The 15030-nt window shown below is 58.6% G+C and carries 12 protein-coding genes; 2 read left to right on the top strand and 10 right to left on the bottom strand.

The features are described 5' to 3' along the window. The first annotated feature begins 4 nt into the window (after window positions 1-4). Entirely contained in the window at window positions 5-877 is an 873-nt protein-coding gene (locus AC3WKX_RS26650; RefSeq protein WP_102606229.1) for a pirin family protein, read from the top strand. Between the two features lie 135 nt (window positions 878-1012). On the opposite strand, the gene AC3WKX_RS26645 is transcribed toward AC3WKX_RS26650, so the two are convergent. The 4 genes from AC3WKX_RS26645 to AC3WKX_RS26630 form a co-directional block, all read right to left on the bottom strand. Beyond that, on the bottom strand, window positions 1013-1741 hold the full coding sequence (locus AC3WKX_RS26645) for a dienelactone hydrolase family protein (protein ID WP_008434010.1): 729 nt from the start codon (window positions 1739-1741) through the stop codon (window positions 1013-1015). Between the two features lie 66 nt (window positions 1742-1807). Next, window positions 1808-3712 (bottom strand): molecular chaperone HtpG, encoded by a 1905-nt coding sequence (htpG, locus tag AC3WKX_RS26640; protein WP_003210561.1) that lies wholly within the window; start codon window positions 3710-3712, stop codon window positions 1808-1810. An 89-nt stretch (window positions 3713-3801) separates the two neighbouring features. Beyond that, window positions 3802-4254 (bottom strand): PaaI family thioesterase, encoded by a 453-nt coding sequence (locus tag AC3WKX_RS26635; protein ID WP_102606230.1) that lies wholly within the window; start codon window positions 4252-4254, stop codon window positions 3802-3804. Further along, window positions 4251-4727, bottom strand: a complete 477-nt coding sequence (locus AC3WKX_RS26630; protein WP_003210563.1) for a PaaI family thioesterase — start codon at window positions 4725-4727, stop codon at window positions 4251-4253. The genes AC3WKX_RS26635 and AC3WKX_RS26630 overlap by 4 nt, the downstream gene beginning before the upstream one ends. Before the next feature lie 157 nt (window positions 4728-4884). On the opposite strand from AC3WKX_RS26630, the gene AC3WKX_RS26625 reads away from it, so the two are divergent. Next, window positions 4885-5127 (top strand): hypothetical protein, encoded by a 243-nt coding sequence (locus AC3WKX_RS26625; RefSeq protein WP_003210564.1) that lies wholly within the window; start codon window positions 4885-4887, stop codon window positions 5125-5127. A 149-nt stretch (window positions 5128-5276) separates the two neighbouring features. Here the strand turns inward: AC3WKX_RS26625 and brnQ are convergent, their stop codons facing one another. From brnQ to AC3WKX_RS26595, 6 genes are all read right to left on the bottom strand, one after another. Next, the gene (brnQ, locus tag AC3WKX_RS26620; protein ID WP_003210565.1) at window positions 5277-6590 is read right to left on the bottom strand and encodes a branched-chain amino acid transport system II carrier protein; all 1314 of its coding nucleotides are present in this window, start codon (window positions 6588-6590) and stop codon (window positions 5277-5279) included. Between the two features lie 417 nt (window positions 6591-7007). Further along, window positions 7008-7889, bottom strand: a complete 882-nt coding sequence (sucD, locus tag AC3WKX_RS26615) for a succinate--CoA ligase subunit alpha (RefSeq protein ID WP_003210566.1) — start codon at window positions 7887-7889, stop codon at window positions 7008-7010. Then, complete coding sequence (gene sucC / locus AC3WKX_RS26610) at window positions 7889-9055, bottom strand: ADP-forming succinate--CoA ligase subunit beta (protein WP_003210567.1); 1167 nt, start codon at window positions 9053-9055, stop codon at window positions 7889-7891. The genes sucD and sucC overlap by 1 nt, the downstream gene beginning before the upstream one ends. Before the next feature lie 214 nt (window positions 9056-9269). Beyond that, window positions 9270-10706 carry a dihydrolipoyl dehydrogenase gene (lpdA, locus tag AC3WKX_RS26605; protein WP_003210568.1) on the bottom strand — a complete coding sequence of 479 codons (1437 nt, stop codon included), beginning with the start codon at window positions 10704-10706 and terminating at the stop codon, window positions 9270-9272. A gap of 95 nt (window positions 10707-10801) precedes the next feature. Continuing rightward, the gene (gene odhB, locus AC3WKX_RS26600; RefSeq protein ID WP_008434003.1) at window positions 10802-12034 is read right to left on the bottom strand and encodes a 2-oxoglutarate dehydrogenase complex dihydrolipoyllysine-residue succinyltransferase; all 1233 of its coding nucleotides are present in this window, start codon (window positions 12032-12034) and stop codon (window positions 10802-10804) included. Window positions 12035-12078: 44 nt separating this feature from the next. Further along, on the bottom strand, window positions 12079-14910 hold the full coding sequence (locus AC3WKX_RS26595; protein ID WP_003210570.1) for a 2-oxoglutarate dehydrogenase E1 component: 2832 nt from the start codon (window positions 14908-14910) through the stop codon (window positions 12079-12081). Window positions 14911-15030 lie beyond the last annotated feature (120 nt).

Below are 15030 nucleotides of genomic sequence, written 5' to 3'. Positions count from 1 at the left end.
CACCATGACCACCGTGACCGTGATTCGCCCGCGCGCCGAAGATGTGGAAGGCCAACCGATCCTGCGCCCACTGCCCTCCAGGCAATGCCGCAGCGTCGGGCCTTTCGTGTTTTTCGACCATATGCTGCAAACCCGTTATGCCCCGGGTACCGGCATGAACATTCGCCAACACCCGCACATCGGCCTCTCTACCCTGACCTACCTGTTTGAAGGCGAACTCCTGCACAAGGACAGCCTCGGCTCCGATCAGGTGGTCAAGGCCGGGGACGTCAGCTGGATGACAGCCGGCAGTGCCATTGCCCACGTTGAACGCAGCCCCGAGGCGTTGAAGGCCAGTGGTTTCAGCCTGCACGGGTTGCAAGTGTGGCTGGCCTCCCCCAAGGAACATGAACAAGGGCCTGGGCATTACAGCCATCATCCGGCCGCCAGCTTGCCGGTGAGCGATAACCTCGGCGTGCAGATTCGCCTGATTGCCGGCAATGGCTTTTGCCTCGAATCGCCGGTGCCGGTGTTGTCGCCCACCTTGTATGCCGAGGTGCGGATGCAGACGGCTACCACCCTGCTGATCCCGGATGAGCATGAAGAACGGGCGGTGTATGTGCTGGAGGGTGAGGCGCAGTTGGATGGCGAAGCGCTGGAGGTGCATAGCCTGGTGGTGTTGCCGGCAGGCGCAAGCATGGGGCTGTTTGCCGAGACTGATTGCCACCTGGTGGTGTTCGGCGGCGCGGCGCTGGATGGGCCACGGCGGATTAGCTGGAATTTTGTCGCGAGTGATCCGGCGTTGATCGAGCAGGCTCGGCAGCGTTGGGCGGCTGGGGATTGGCCGACAGTGCCGGGGGAAAGTGAGCGGATCGAGTTGCCTGGAGGCAAGGCTTAAGCGCTTTATTGCCTGTGAAACAGCCTTCGCGAGCAAGCCCCCTCCCACATTTCGACCGCGTTCCTTCAGGATGTACACGGTTAAAATGTGGGAGCGGGCTTGCTCGCGAAGGGGCCAGCTCAGGCAACCGAACTATCAGCCCTTGAACACTTCATCCAGCAAGTTATGCATCGACTGGAAGGCCCGCGCAGCGGTCTTCGCGTCATACATCATCTTGCCCGGCACATTCGCGTGCGGGTCGGTAAACGAGTGCACCGCACCGCCGTAGCTCAGCAATTGCCAATCCACACCGGCGGCGTTCATTTCGTCTTCAAACGCCGGCAGTTGCTCCTTCGGCACCAACGGGTCGGAAGCACCGTGCAACACCAGCACGGAACCCTTGATGTTTTTTGCATCGGCCGGGTTCGGCGTGTCGAGGCTGCCGTGGAACGAAACGGCAGCTTTCAACGGTGCACCGGTACGTGCCAGCTCCAGGGAGCAGCAACCACCGAAGCAGAAACCAAAGGTCGCCAGCTTCGAGGTATCCACCGCCGCTTCAGTCTGGGTTTTCAGGTGATCAAGCGCGACCTGCATGCGCTTGTTCAACAGCGGCCGGTCATTCTTCAACGGCATCATCGCCGCACCCGCTTCATCGCCGTTCGAAGGGCGGACGGTTTGCCCGTACAGGTCGGCAAGCAGCACCACGTAGCCCTTGCTGGCCACGCTCTTGGCGATCTCTTCAGCGCCGGCACTGACACCCATCCAGTTCGGCGCCATCAACAACCCTGGCAGCGGGCCCTTATGACTGGCATCAAATGCCAGGCGGCTTTCATAAGACTGGCCATCAATCTGATAGACCACGGAACGCACGGTGATTTGGCTCATCATTTACTCCAGGTGAAAGGCTCCAGAACGAAAAAACCCGCCGAAGCGGGTTTTTCTACAACGGTGTTAAACCGACAGTTCAACCAACAGCTTGTTCAGTCGGCGCACATAAGCGGCCGGGTCTTTCAGGCTGTCGCCGGCAGCCAGGGCTGCCTGGTCGAAGAGGATGTGCGACAGGTCGCCAAACCGCTCTTCGCTCTGCTCGCCGTCGAGTTTCTCGATCAGCGGGTGAGCCGGGTTGAATTCGAAGATCGGCTTGGAATCCGGAACCTTCTGACCGCTGGCTTCCAGGATCTGACGCATCTGCATGCCCAGGTCCTGCTCGCCGATGGCCAGGATCGCCGGGGAATCGGTCAGACGGTGGGAAACCCGCACTTCGCTGACGGCATCGCCCAAGGCGGTCTTGATTCGCTCAACCAGACCCTCTTTGGACTTGGCCACTTCTTCAGCGGCTTTCTTGTCTTCTTCGGAATCCAGGTTGCCCAGGTCCAGGTCGCCACGGGCGACGTCAACAAAGCTCTTGCCGTCGAAGTCGCTGAGGTAGCTCATCAGCCACTCGTCGATGCGGTCGGTCAGCAGCAGCACTTCGATGCCTTTCTTGCGGAAGACTTCCAGGTGCGGGCTGTTCTTGACCTGAGCGTAGGTTTCACCGGTCAGGTAGTAGATCTTGTCCTGACCTTCCTTGGCGCGAGCCAGGTATTCAGCCAGGGAAACGTTCTGCTCGCCGTCGTCACCGTTGGTCGATGCGAAACGCAGCAGGCCGGCGATTTTTTCCTTGTTGGCGAAATCTTCTGCCGGGCCTTCTTTCATGACCTGGCCGAAGTTTTTCCAGAAGCCCTTGTATTGCTCAGGCTCGTTTTTCGCCAGCTTTTCCAGCATGTCGAGGACACGCTTGGTCAGCGCCGACTTCATCGAGTCGATGATCGGGTCTTTCTGCAGGATTTCCCGCGACACGTTCAGCGACAGGTCGTTGGAGTCAACCACACCCTTGATAAAGCGCAGGTACAACGGCAGGAACGATTCCGCCTGGTCCATCACGAATACGCGCTGCACATACAGCTTCAGGCCTTTCGGCGCTTCACGCTGGTACAGGTCGAACGGAGCACGGGCCGGTACGTAGAGCAGCGAGCTGTATTCCAGCTTGCCTTCGACCTTGTTGTGGCTCCAGCTCAGCGGGTTTTCGTAATCGTGGGCAATGTGCTTGTAGAACTCCTGGTATTCCTCGTCCTTGACTTCGGTACGAGGACGGGTCCACAGGGCGCTGGCGCGGTTGACCACTTCCCATTCCTGGGCTGGGGCTTCTTCGCCTTCGGCCGCCGCTTGTTCTTTCGGCAACTCGATCGGCAACGCGATGTGGTCGGAGTACTTCTTGATGATATTGCGCAGACGCCAGCCATCGGCGAACTCGTCTTCACCGGACTTCAGGTGCAGGACGATGCGGGTACCACGATCAGCCTTGTCGACAGTGGCGATTTCAAATTCGCCCTCGCCCTTGGAAGACCAGTGCACGCCTTCGCTGGCGGCAAGGCCGGCACGGCGGCTGAATACTTCAACCTTGTCGGCAACGATGAAGGCCGAGTAGAAGCCCACGCCGAACTGGCCGATCAGGTGCGAATCTTTCTTCTGGTCGCCCGACAGGTTCTTCATGAAATCAGCGGTGCCGGATTTGGCGATGGTCCCCAGGTGGGTGATCGCATCGTCACGGCTCATGCCGATACCGTTGTCTTCGAGGGTGACGGTTTTCGCGTCCTTGTCGAAGCTCACACGGATTTTCAGTTCCGCGCCACCTTCCAGCAACTCAGGCTTGGACAGGGCTTCGAAACGTAATTTGTCGACAGCGTCAGAGGCGTTCGAGATCAATTCGCGAAGGAAAATTTCCTTGTTGGAATACAGCGAATGGATCATGAGGTGCAGCAGTTGCTTCACCTCGGTCTGGAAGCCCAGGGTTTCCTTTTGAGTTTCCACACTCATGGTCATCAAACTCCAATTGGATGGCAGTGGCCGCGCCCTTGAGGGTTGGCGGCGGGTTGTCATCAAAGTTGGGGGCTAAGACCAGGATTTCAAGGGCGAGCAGGTTCCTCAATCTTGAAATGCGCACGGGCGGTGGCAATCGGTTCGGCCTGGGTACTTTGCCACGCGGTAATCGCCACGTTGGCCACCCGCCGGCCCTGGCGCCACACCTGGCATTTGGCGTAGGTGTCACGAAACTGGCCGGCGCGCAGGTAATCCAGGGAGAAATCGATGATCTTGGGAACGCCAGGCGCACCGGTGAATACCAGCAAATGCAAGGCTGCGGACAGCTCCATGAAGCCCGCGATCACCCCGCCGTGGATCGCCGGCAATATCGGGTTACCAATGTTGTCCTTGTTGGCCGGCATGCGAAACAGCAATTCATCCCCCAGCCGCGTGCATTCGATGCCAATCAGCTTGGCGTAGGGAATCAGGTTGAGCAGCGCCTCATAGTTGCCCCGTTCGTGGGCTTGCTGCAGACGGGTCTTGAACTGATGTTTCATGCCTGTTCTCCCTTGATTGCATTGCCCAGGCCCTGGCTGCCCTTGAGGCGCTTGCCCATGCGCATGAACGTGCCCACCACGTGGGCAATCGGTTGCTGCGGATCGTCCTGGTAGGCGAAGCCGCGGGTGAAGATCACGTCGGTGGTCACCCGGTAGCACTGGGCAAAGCCGAATACCGGTTTATGGGGCTCGGCCGGGTGCATGTAGTCGATGCGCAGGTCCAGGGTCGGGCAAACCTCGAACTCCGGCAGTACGCACAAGGTAGCCATGCCACAGGCGGTGTCCATCAAGGATGTGATGGCGCCGCCGTGGATCACGCCGGTCTGCGGGTCACCGACGATATGCGGAGCATAGGGCAGCACCAGCGTCATGCCGTCCTCACTGGCGGCGTGCACCTGGATGCCCAGCACCTGGCAGTGGCGCAAGGCTGAAACAAAGCGCGTGGCACGGGATAAAAGAGGATTTTCGGTCATTCGTTAAAGACTCTTATTAGTGTGGAGCCGGCGGAGTAGACAACCTTGCTGAAAGTTCCCTAGGGAAAAGCCTTATATATCTGTGAGATTTAAGGAACTAAGCGTTGGGCATAGGCTCGAAAGGCCAGTAGATATCTTCAATAAGGAGAAACACCCCATGCGCAAGACTTTAGCTATTTCCATGATGCTGGCTGCTGCCCTCGGCCTCGCTGCCTGCGACAAAAAATCCGAAGACAAAGCCCAAGACGCCGCAGCCCACTCTGAGCAAGCTCAGAAAGACATGGCGAAAGCACAGGATAAAGTGAACGACGCTGCGAAAGAAAACGCCGATGCTGCCAAAGCTCAGGCTGAATCGAACGAAGCTGCTGCGAAAGAAGCAACACCTGCAACCGGTTCTTGAGTCTGACGACTTGAACACTGTGACGTGAAAAGTCATGTTGCAAAAGAAAGCCCGCTTAATAGCGGGCTTTACTTTGTCCGGTGTTTTTAACCCGGCCGGGCAGCTCGAAACTTCGAACTAAACCTCGGCACAAGTTAGTGGCTAAACGTTTAAGCCATCGCTTCACTGCGTTTGCCCAGCAGGCGGTCAATCACCACCGCAACCACCAGCGTCATCACCGAAGGCACCAGCCACGCCAGGCCCTGCTCGCTCAGCGGCAGGTGAGCCAGTTGCGATGGCATCCAGTCAGCCAGGCCCGCGCCCTTCAGCGCGTCAATGCAACCGAAGATGAACGACACCAGCATCACCGGGCCAACGATCCGGCCCTGCTCCTGCCAGAAGTCCTTACAGAAGCTCAGGGCCACCAGCACGATGCACGGCGGGTAGATGGCTGTCAGCACCGGGATCGAGAACGCGATCAGCTTGGTCAGGCCCAGGTTGGACACAAACAGCGAGAATACCGCCAGGATCACCACCAGGGTCTTATAGGACAGCGGCAGTACGCGGCTGAAGTACTCGGCGCAGGCGCAGGTCAGGCCCACCGCGGTTACCAGGCACGCCAGGGAAATCAGCACGGCGAGGAAGCCGCTGCCCAGGGAGCCGAAGGTGTGCTGGACGTAGGCGTGCAGCACGGCGGCGCCGTTGGCGGCACCGGCCGCCACTTCGTGGCTGCCCGAACCGAGGCGGAACAGGCTGATGTACACCAGCGCCAGGCCCACACCGGCAATCAGCCCGGCGATGATCGCGTAGCGGGTGATCAGCTTCGGCGACTCGACGCCACGGGAGCGGATCGCGTTGACGATCACAATGCCGAATACCAGCGCGCCGAGGGTATCCATGGTCAGGTAACCATTGATAAAGCCCTGGGAGAACGGTGCGGCCACGTACTCAGGGGTGGCAACACCCACATCGCCGGCCGGCAAGGCAAAGGCAGCAATGCCCAATACGGCCAGGGCGATGATCTTCAACGGTGCCAGGAAACGACCAACCGTATCCAGCAGACGGCCCGGGTACAGGGAGATGAAGAACACCAACAGGAAGTACACCGAGCTGTAGAGGAACAGCGCCAGCGGGCTTTCACCGGTCAGCGGCGCCAGGCCCACTTCAAAGGAAACGGTGGCGGTTCGCGGGGTGGCGAACAATGGGCCGACAGCCAGGTAGGCCGCCGCTGCCAGCAAGCCACCGGCAATCTTGCCGATCGGACTGCTCAACGCGTCCATGCCACCACCGACTTTGGCCAGGGCGACAACGGTGATCACCGGCAAACCGACCGCGGTGATCAGGAAGCCCAGCGCTGCCATCCAGACATGAGGCCCGGACTGTAAACCGACGATTGGCGGGAAGATGATGTTGCCGGCGCCCACGAACAGGGCAAAAGTCATAAAGCCCAACGCCAGGATGTCCTGGCTTTTCAACACTTTCATTTGAGGAAATACCACACTACTGAATCGGAATTTAGAGAGGGCTTCCCTATGGATGAGGGAAATACTGCCGGTCCGGATGGGGACCGACCGGTCTGGCGCGAGGCTTCCTTTTGGGATGCGTACGCATAAAGAGGCGGCTAGCCTAACGAATTTGCGGGTCAAACGCACTGTTGCGGGGCGAACTGTCCGATAAGCGACATTTTTATGTCGCGTTTTTATATCTAAATTTTGAAATACGATCGAATGTGGGAGCGGGCTTGCTCGCGAAAGCGGTGTATCAGCCACTCATGAGCTGACTGACACACCGCTTTCGCGAGCAAGCCCGCTCCCACATTTTGATCTCCACCAACCTTCAGAATGCACAAAGGCCACCCGAAGGTGGCCTTTGTGGGGTGAAGCGTCAGTTAAGCGCGAGGCTTACTTGACAGCCCAACCGGTCAGCTCGGACAAAGCCTTGCCGATGTCTGCCAGCGAACGCACGGTTTTAACGCCTGCGTCTTCCAGGGCAGCAAACTTCTCGTCTGCAGTACCCTTGCCGCCAGAGATAATTGCGCCAGCATGGCCCATGCGCTTGCCAGCAGGGGCAGTCACACCAGCGATGTAGGAAACAACCGGCTTGGTCACGTGTGCCTTGATGTAGGCAGCCGCTTCTTCTTCAGCCGAACCGCCGATCTCACCGATCATTACGATCGCTTCGGTCTTCGGGTCTTCCTGGAACAGCTTCAGGATGTCGATGAAGTTCGAGCCTGGGATCGGGTCACCGCCGATGCCGACGCAAGTCGACTGACCGAAACCGGCGTCAGTAGTCTGCTTGACAGCTTCGTAGGTCAGGGTGCCGGAACGGGAAACGATACCGACTTTACCTGGCAAGTGAATGTGACCTGGCATGATGCCGATCTTGCATTCGCCTGGAGTGATCACGCCTGGGCAGTTAGGGCCGATCAGGACTACGCCCAGCTCGTCGCACTTAACTTTAGCGTCCAGCATGTCCAGGGTAGGAATGCCTTCGGTGATGCAAACGATCAGCTTGATGCCGCCGAATGCTGCTTCCAGGATGGAGTCCTTGCAGAAAGGAGCTGGAACGTAGATCACGCTGGCGGTGGCGCCAGTGGCAGCTACAGCATCTTTCACGGTGTTGAACACTGGCAGGCCCAGGTGCTCGGTACCGCCTTTACCAGGAGTAACGCCACCCACCATCTTGGTGCCGTATTCGATGGCTTGCTGGGTGTGGAAACTACCTTGGGAACCGGTAATACCCTGGCAGATAACCTTGGTGTCTTTATTGATCAGGACGCTCATTATTTGCCCTCCGCAGCTTTGACAACTTGTTGAGCAGCGTCGGTCAGGCTGGTAGCAGCGATGATGTTCAAACCGCTTTCTGCCAGTACTTTAGCGCCCAGTTCAGCGTTGTTACCTTCAAGGCGCACAACAACCGGGATTTTAACGCCGACTTCTTTCACTGCACCGATGATGCCTTCGGCAATCATGTCGCAACGAACGATGCCGCCGAAGATGTTGACCAGTACTGCAGCGACGTTGGAGTCGGACAGGATGATCTTGAACGCTTCGGTAACGCGTTCTTTGGTGGCACCGCCGCCTACGTCGAGGAAGTTGGCTGGTTTGCCGCCATGCAGGTTGACGATGTCCATGGTACCCATGGCCAGGCCAGCACCGTTGACCATGCAACCGATGTTACCTTCCAGGGCTACGTAGTTCAGTTCGAACTTGGCAGCGTGCGCTTCGCGCGGATCGTCTTGCGACGGATCGTGGAAAGTCTTCAGCTTAGGCTGACGGTACATGGCGTTGGCGTCGATGTTGATCTTGGCATCGAGGCAATGCAGATCGCCGTCGGCCTTGATCACCAGCGGGTTCACTTCCAGCAGGGCCAGATCGTGATCCTGGAACAGTTTGGCCAGACCTACGAAGATCTTGGCAAACTGGGCAACTTGCTTGCCTTCCAGACCCAACTGGAATGCCAGCTCGCGACCCTGGAATGGCTGAGCGCCAACCAGTGGATCGATAGTGGCTTTCAGAATTTTTTCTGGGGTTTCTTCAGCGATCTTCTCAATGTCCACGCCACCTTCGGTGGAGGCCATGAACACGATGCGACGGCTCGAACGGTCAACGACAGCGCCCAGGTACAGCTCTTTAGCGATATCAGTGCACGATTCAACCAGGATCTTGGTGACTGGCTGGCCATTGGCATCAGTCTGGTAAGTCACCAGACGCTTGCCCAGCCACTGCTGAGCGAAGGCTTTGGCGTCTTCTTTGCTGCGAACCAGCTTAACGCCGCCCGCTTTACCGCGACCACCAGCGTGGACCTGGGCTTTGACAACCCACTCGGTGCCGCCGATTTTGTCGCAAGCTTCTGCTGCTGCTTCCGGGGTGTCTACTGCGTAACCCTTGGATACTGGCAGGCCGTATTCAGCGAACAGCTGCTTACCCTGATACTCGTGAAGATTCATGCTTATTACCGTCTTCGTTAGGTACTGCGCATTCGGCGCTGCGCTCTTTATTGAGTGCCGCGCCACCTGTGACTGCTGCTTGCACAGTCAAACCACCAAAGGCCTGAACCCTGGGTGGTGAAACTGCGCAAGACTGCGTCCAGCGGATATTCCGCGGTGAGTCTTGCGCACAAGGCTCACGACGGGCAACCGCCGTGGTTTCTTATTATCTCGCTTAGCGCTTCTTCTTGTTGGCGATGTGGATGGCATGGCCATTCACTGCCAACGCGGCTTCGTGCAGCGCTTCGGACAGGGTCGGATGGGAGAAAACCATCATGCCGATGTCTTCGGCGCTGGTGCCGAATTCCATACCGATTGCGCCTTGCTGAACCAGTTCTGCTGCGCCTGGGCCGATCACGTGGACGCCCAATACGCGGTCAGTCTTGGCATCAGCGATGACTTTGACAAAACCACCGGTGTCGTTGGCTGCCATGGCACGGCCAGAAGCGGCAAACGGGAAGGTGCCGACGTTAACTTCAACGCCTTCAGCTTTCAACTGCTGTTCGTTCTTGCCGACCCATGCAATTTCCGGGTGGGTGTAGATAACAGACGGGATCAGGTCGTAGTTCATCTGGGTCTTGTGACCCTTGATGCGCTCGACAACCATGATGCCTTCTTCGGAAGCCTTGTGCGCCAGCATCATGCCGCGAACCACGTCGCCAATGGCGTAGACGCCCGGCACGGTGGTAGCGCAGTGATCGTCAACGTGGATGAAACCACGCTCGTCGATGTTCACGCCGCTGTCGGAAGCCAGCAGGTCAGTGGTCACCGGACGGCGACCAACGGCTACGATCAGCTTGTCGAAAGTGATGGTCTGTTCGCCATCCTTGTCGGTGTAGGTCACGACAACTTCTTCGCCGTTAACCTTGGAACCGGTAACACGAGCGCCCAGCTTGATGTCCAGACCTTGTTTGGTCAGGGTTTTCAGCGCTTCTTTGGACACTGCGGTGTCGGCAGCCAGCAGGAACGTGTCCAGGGCTTCCAGCACGGTCACTTCGGAACCCAGGCGGGACCAGACCGAACCCAGTTCCAGGCCGATCACGCCAGCGCCGATCACGCCCAGACGTTTTGGAACCGCTTGGAATTCCAGGGCGCCGGTCGAATCAACGATCACGTTCTGGTCGACCGGAGCCGGTGGAATGTCGATTGGACGCGAACCTGGAGCCAGGATCACGTTCTCGGCTTCGATGATTTCGGTCGAACCGTCAGGCTTGGTGATTTCAACTTTCTTGCCGGCCAGCAGTTTGCCGTGGCCTTGCAGGGAAGTAACGCCGTTGGCCTTGAACAGGGTAGCAACGCCGGAAGTCAGGCCTTTAACGATGTTGGCCTTGCGGCCGACCATCGCTGGCACGTCCATGGTCACGCCAGCGTGGTTGATGCCGTGGATGGCAAAACCGTCTTGCGCTTCGTGGAATTTCCAGGAGCTGTCCAGCAGCGCCTTGGAAGGAATGCAGCCAACGTTCAGGCAAGTACCGCCCAGCGCCAGTTTGCCTTCCTTGTCGGTGTATTTTTCGATGCAAGCAGTCGAGAGGCCCAGTTGTGCGGCCTTGATGGCGGCAACGTAGCCGCCAGGGCCTGCGCCAATCACTACAACGTCAAATTTCTGCGACATGAAAAAAAATCCTCTTTAGCTAAAAGCTTCAAGCCGTGAGCCGCACTCCGGCCTGCCTCGCGGCAGACCGGGTGGTACGGCGCACCGCCGCTTTATCAGATATCCAGCAGCAGACGAGCCGGGTCTTCCAGCAGGTTCTTGATGGTCACCAGGAAAGTCACGGCTTCTTTACCATCGATCAGGCGGTGATCGTACGACAGCGCCAGGTACATCATCGGGCGGATAACCACTTGGCCGTTGATCGCCATAGGACGCTGCAGAATGTTGTGCATGCCCAGGATCGCAGCTTGTGGCGGGTTGACGATCGGAGTCGACATCATCGAACCGAAAGTACCACCGTTGGTGATGGTGAAGGTACCACCGGTCATCTCGTCGATGGTCAGTTTGCCGTCACGGGCCTTCTTGCCGAAGTTGGCGATGCCGCCTTCGATTTCAGCCAGGCTCATCAGCTCGGCGTTACGCAGAACCGGTACCACCAGGCCACGGTCGCTGGAGACGGCAACGCCGACGTCAGCATAACCGTGGTAAACGATGTCGCCGCCGTCGATGGAAGCGTTGACTGCCGGGAAGCGTTTCAGCGCTTCGGTGGCCGCTTTCACGAAGAACGACATGAAGCCCAGGCGTACGCCGTTGTGGGACTTCTCGAACAGGTCCTTGTACTTCGAACGCAGGGCCATGACTTCGGTCATGTCGACTTCGTTGAACGTGGTCAGCATCGCCATGTTCGACTGTGCTTCAACCAGGCGCTTGGCCACGGTGGCACGCACGCGGGTCATCGGTACGCGCTTCTCGGTGCGGTCGCCAGCGGCGAACACAGGAGCAGCGGCAGCCGGGGCGGCAGCCTTGGCAGGCGCAGCAGCTGGAGCGTTTTTCTTGGCTTCAACGGCGGCAACCACGTCTTCCTTGGTCACACGGCCATCTTTGCCGGTGCCCTTGATGGACGCCAGGTTGATACCGTTTTCGTCAGCCAGCTGACGCGCAGCCGGTGCAGCGATTGGATCTTCGCCACCCGCAGCCGGTGCAGCAGCTGGAGCTGCGGCAGCAGCCGGTGCAGCAGCGGCGGCAGGAGCAGGAGCAGCGGCAGCAGCACCGCCCTCTTCGATCGAGCCCAGTACCTGGTTCGACAGGACGGTAGCGCCTTCTTCGGCAACGATTGCGCCCAGCACGCCGTCAGCTTCAGCCAACACTTCGAGCACGACCTTGTCGGTTTCGATGTCGACGATCAGGTCGTCACGCTTGACGGCCTCGCCTGGTTTCTTGTGCCAGGTGGCAACGGTGCCATCGGCAACCGATTCCGGGAATGACGGGGCTTTGATTTCGATAGCCATTATCTGTGGGTCCTTAAAATTCGGTTTCAGTCAGCGCGAAGGCGTTAAACAGTGAAAGCATCTTGCAGCAGTTTTTCCTGCTGCTCGGCGTGCATCGACGCATAACCACACGCAGGTGCAGCAGAAGCATCACGACCGGCGTACTCCAGGCCCAGTGCCTGTTTGTGATTGCCGATGCTGCGACGCAGATGATGCTGGCTGCTGTACCACGCGCCCTGGTTCATCGGTTCTTCCTGACACCACACCACATTGGTGAGGTTGGTGTAAGGCGCGATGGCCTCCATCAGGTCGTCTTCCGGGAACGGGTAAAGCTGCTCGATCCGCACGATGGCGATGTCTTCGCGGCCTTCGGCACGGCGTTTTTCCAGCAAATCGTAGTAAACCTTGCCGCTGCACAGGATCAGGCGAGTGACCTTGGCCGCGTCCAGGGTGTCGATTTCTGAAATAACGGTCTGGAACGAACCATCCGCCAGATCTTCCAGGGTCGAGATGGCCAATTTATGACGCAGCAGCGATTTCGGCGTCAGCACTACCAGCGGCTTGCGCAGCGGGCGGATCACCTGGCGACGCAGCAAGTGGTAGATCTGGGCCGGGGTAGTCGGCACGCACACCTGGATGTTGTGCTCGGCGCACAATTGCAGGTAACGCTCCAGACGGGCCGAGGAGTGCTCCGGACCCTGACCTTCATAACCGTGTGGCAGCAGCATGGTCAGACCGCACAGACGGCCCCACTTGTGCTCGCCGCTGGTGATGAACTGGTCGATAACCACCTGGGCACCGTTGGCGAAGTCGCCGAACTGGGCTTCCCAGATCACCAGCGCCTGAGGCGTGGTGGTCGAGTAACCGTATTCGAACGCCAGTACGGCTTCTTCGGACAGGAACGAATCGTACAGGTCGAAACGTGGCTGGCCTTCGTACAGGTTCTGCAACGGGATGTAGGTGCCCGCGTCTTTCTGGTTGTGCAACACAGCGTGACGGTGCGAGAACGTACCGCGGCCGATGTCCTGGCCGGTCATGCGGATCGGGTGACCTTCGAACGCCAGGGTCGCGTACGCCATGGTTTCAGCGTAACCCCAGTTGATCGGCAGGCCGCCGGCTTGCATCTTCTGACGGTCTTCGTAGATCTTCGCAACCTGGCGCTGTACGACGAAACCGTCTGGGATTTCCAGCAGCTTGGCCGACAGTTCCTGCAGGGTCTTCAGATCGAACGAGGTGTCGTGACGCGCCGTCCAGGCGTGGCCCAGGTACGGACGCCAGTCAACGAACAACTCTTTGTTCGGCTCTTTAACCAGGCTTTTCACGACATGCAGGCCGTTGTCCAGCGCGTTGCGGTATTCATCGATCTTCGCCTGAACACGTGCATCGTCCACCACGCCGGCCTTGATCAGGCTATCGGCATACAGCTCACGGGTGGTGCGCTGCTTGGTGATTTGCTGGTACATCAACGGTTGGGTGCCGCTAGGCTCATCCGCTTCGTTGTGACCGCGACGACGGTAGCAGACCAGGTCGATGACCACGTCACGCTTGAACTGCATGCGGTAATCGATGGCCAACTGGGTCACGAACAACACGGCTTCCGGATCATCACCATTCACATGGAGGATCGGCGCCTGAATCATCTTGGCAACGTCGGTCGCGTACTCGGTAGAGCGTGCGTCCAGCGGGTTGCTGATGGTGAAGCCCACCTGGTTGTTGATGACGATGTGAACGGTACCGCCGGTCTTGAAGCCGCGAGTCTGCGACATCTGGAACGTTTCCAGGACCACGCCCTGACCGGCGAACGCCGCGTCACCGTGGATGGAAATCGGCAGGACCTTCTCACCGGTGGAATCGTTACGACGATCCTGGCGCGCACGTACCGACCCCTCGACCACTGGAGAAACGATCTCCAGGTGGGATGGGTTGAACGCCATGGCCAGGTGAACTTCACCGCCGGTGGTCATTACGTTGGACGAGAAGCCCTGGTGATATTTAACGTCACCGGAACCCAGCTCGACCTTCTTCTTGCCTTCGAACTCGTCGAACAGCTCGCGCGGGTTCTTGCCGAAGGTGTTGACCAGCACGTTCAAGCGGCCACGGTGGGCCATGCCGATCACGATTTCCTTGGTGCCGTAGGAACCGGAACGCTGGATCAGCTCGTCGAGCATCGGGATCAGGCTTTCGCCGCCTTCCAGGCCGAAACGCTTGGTGCCCGGGTATTTGGTGCCCAGGTATTTTTCCAGGCCTTCCGCTGCAGTGACGCGCTCGAGCAAGTGGCTCTTTACGTCCGCAGACAGCACCGGGCGACCACGCACGCCTTCAAGGCGGTGCTGGAACCAGTGGCGCTGCTCGGAATCAGTGATGTGCGTAAATTCGGCACCGATGGTGCGGCAATATGTCTGCTGCAACGCTTCGTGAATTTCGCGTAGGCTCGCTTCCTCTTTGCCGATGAACAGGTCGCCGGCACGGAAGGTCGTATCAAGATCGGCATTGGTCAAGCCGTAATGATTGATCGACAGGTCTGCAGGTGCAGGACGCTGCCACAGCCCCAGCGGGTCAAGCTGGGCTGCCTGGTGGCCACGCATACGGTAGGCCTGGATCAGTCGCAGTACTTCAACTTGCTTCTTCTCGTGCTCACTGCTCACGCTTGCGGCAGAAACCGGCTGGGCGCGGCGCTGGTTCTTTGCCAGCAGCACGAACTGATCGCGAATTGTTGCGTGCGATACATCGGTGGCAGCGTTGCCGTCTGAAGACAACGTCTGAAATTTGGTGCGCCATTCTTCTGGCACAGCGTTAGGGTCGTGCAGGTAGAGCTCATAAAGCTCTTCCACATAGGCAGCGTTACCACCTGAAAGATAGCCGCTGTTCCACATGCGCTGCATCACGCTTTCTTGCATGCTTGGTCACCCTCGATTTGGGGACACCACCGGCGAAAACACCGAGTTTGCTTGCAAAAGGCCAAGTGCAGCGACCAAAACAAGCCACTTAGGATCACGCTGATAGTTCGGGTACCAACC

Source organism: Pseudomonas sp. GP01-A4 (assembly GCF_058780865.1).
The sequence above is the reverse complement of the archived record's forward strand: the minus strand, read 5'-3'. Positions and strand labels throughout refer to the sequence as shown.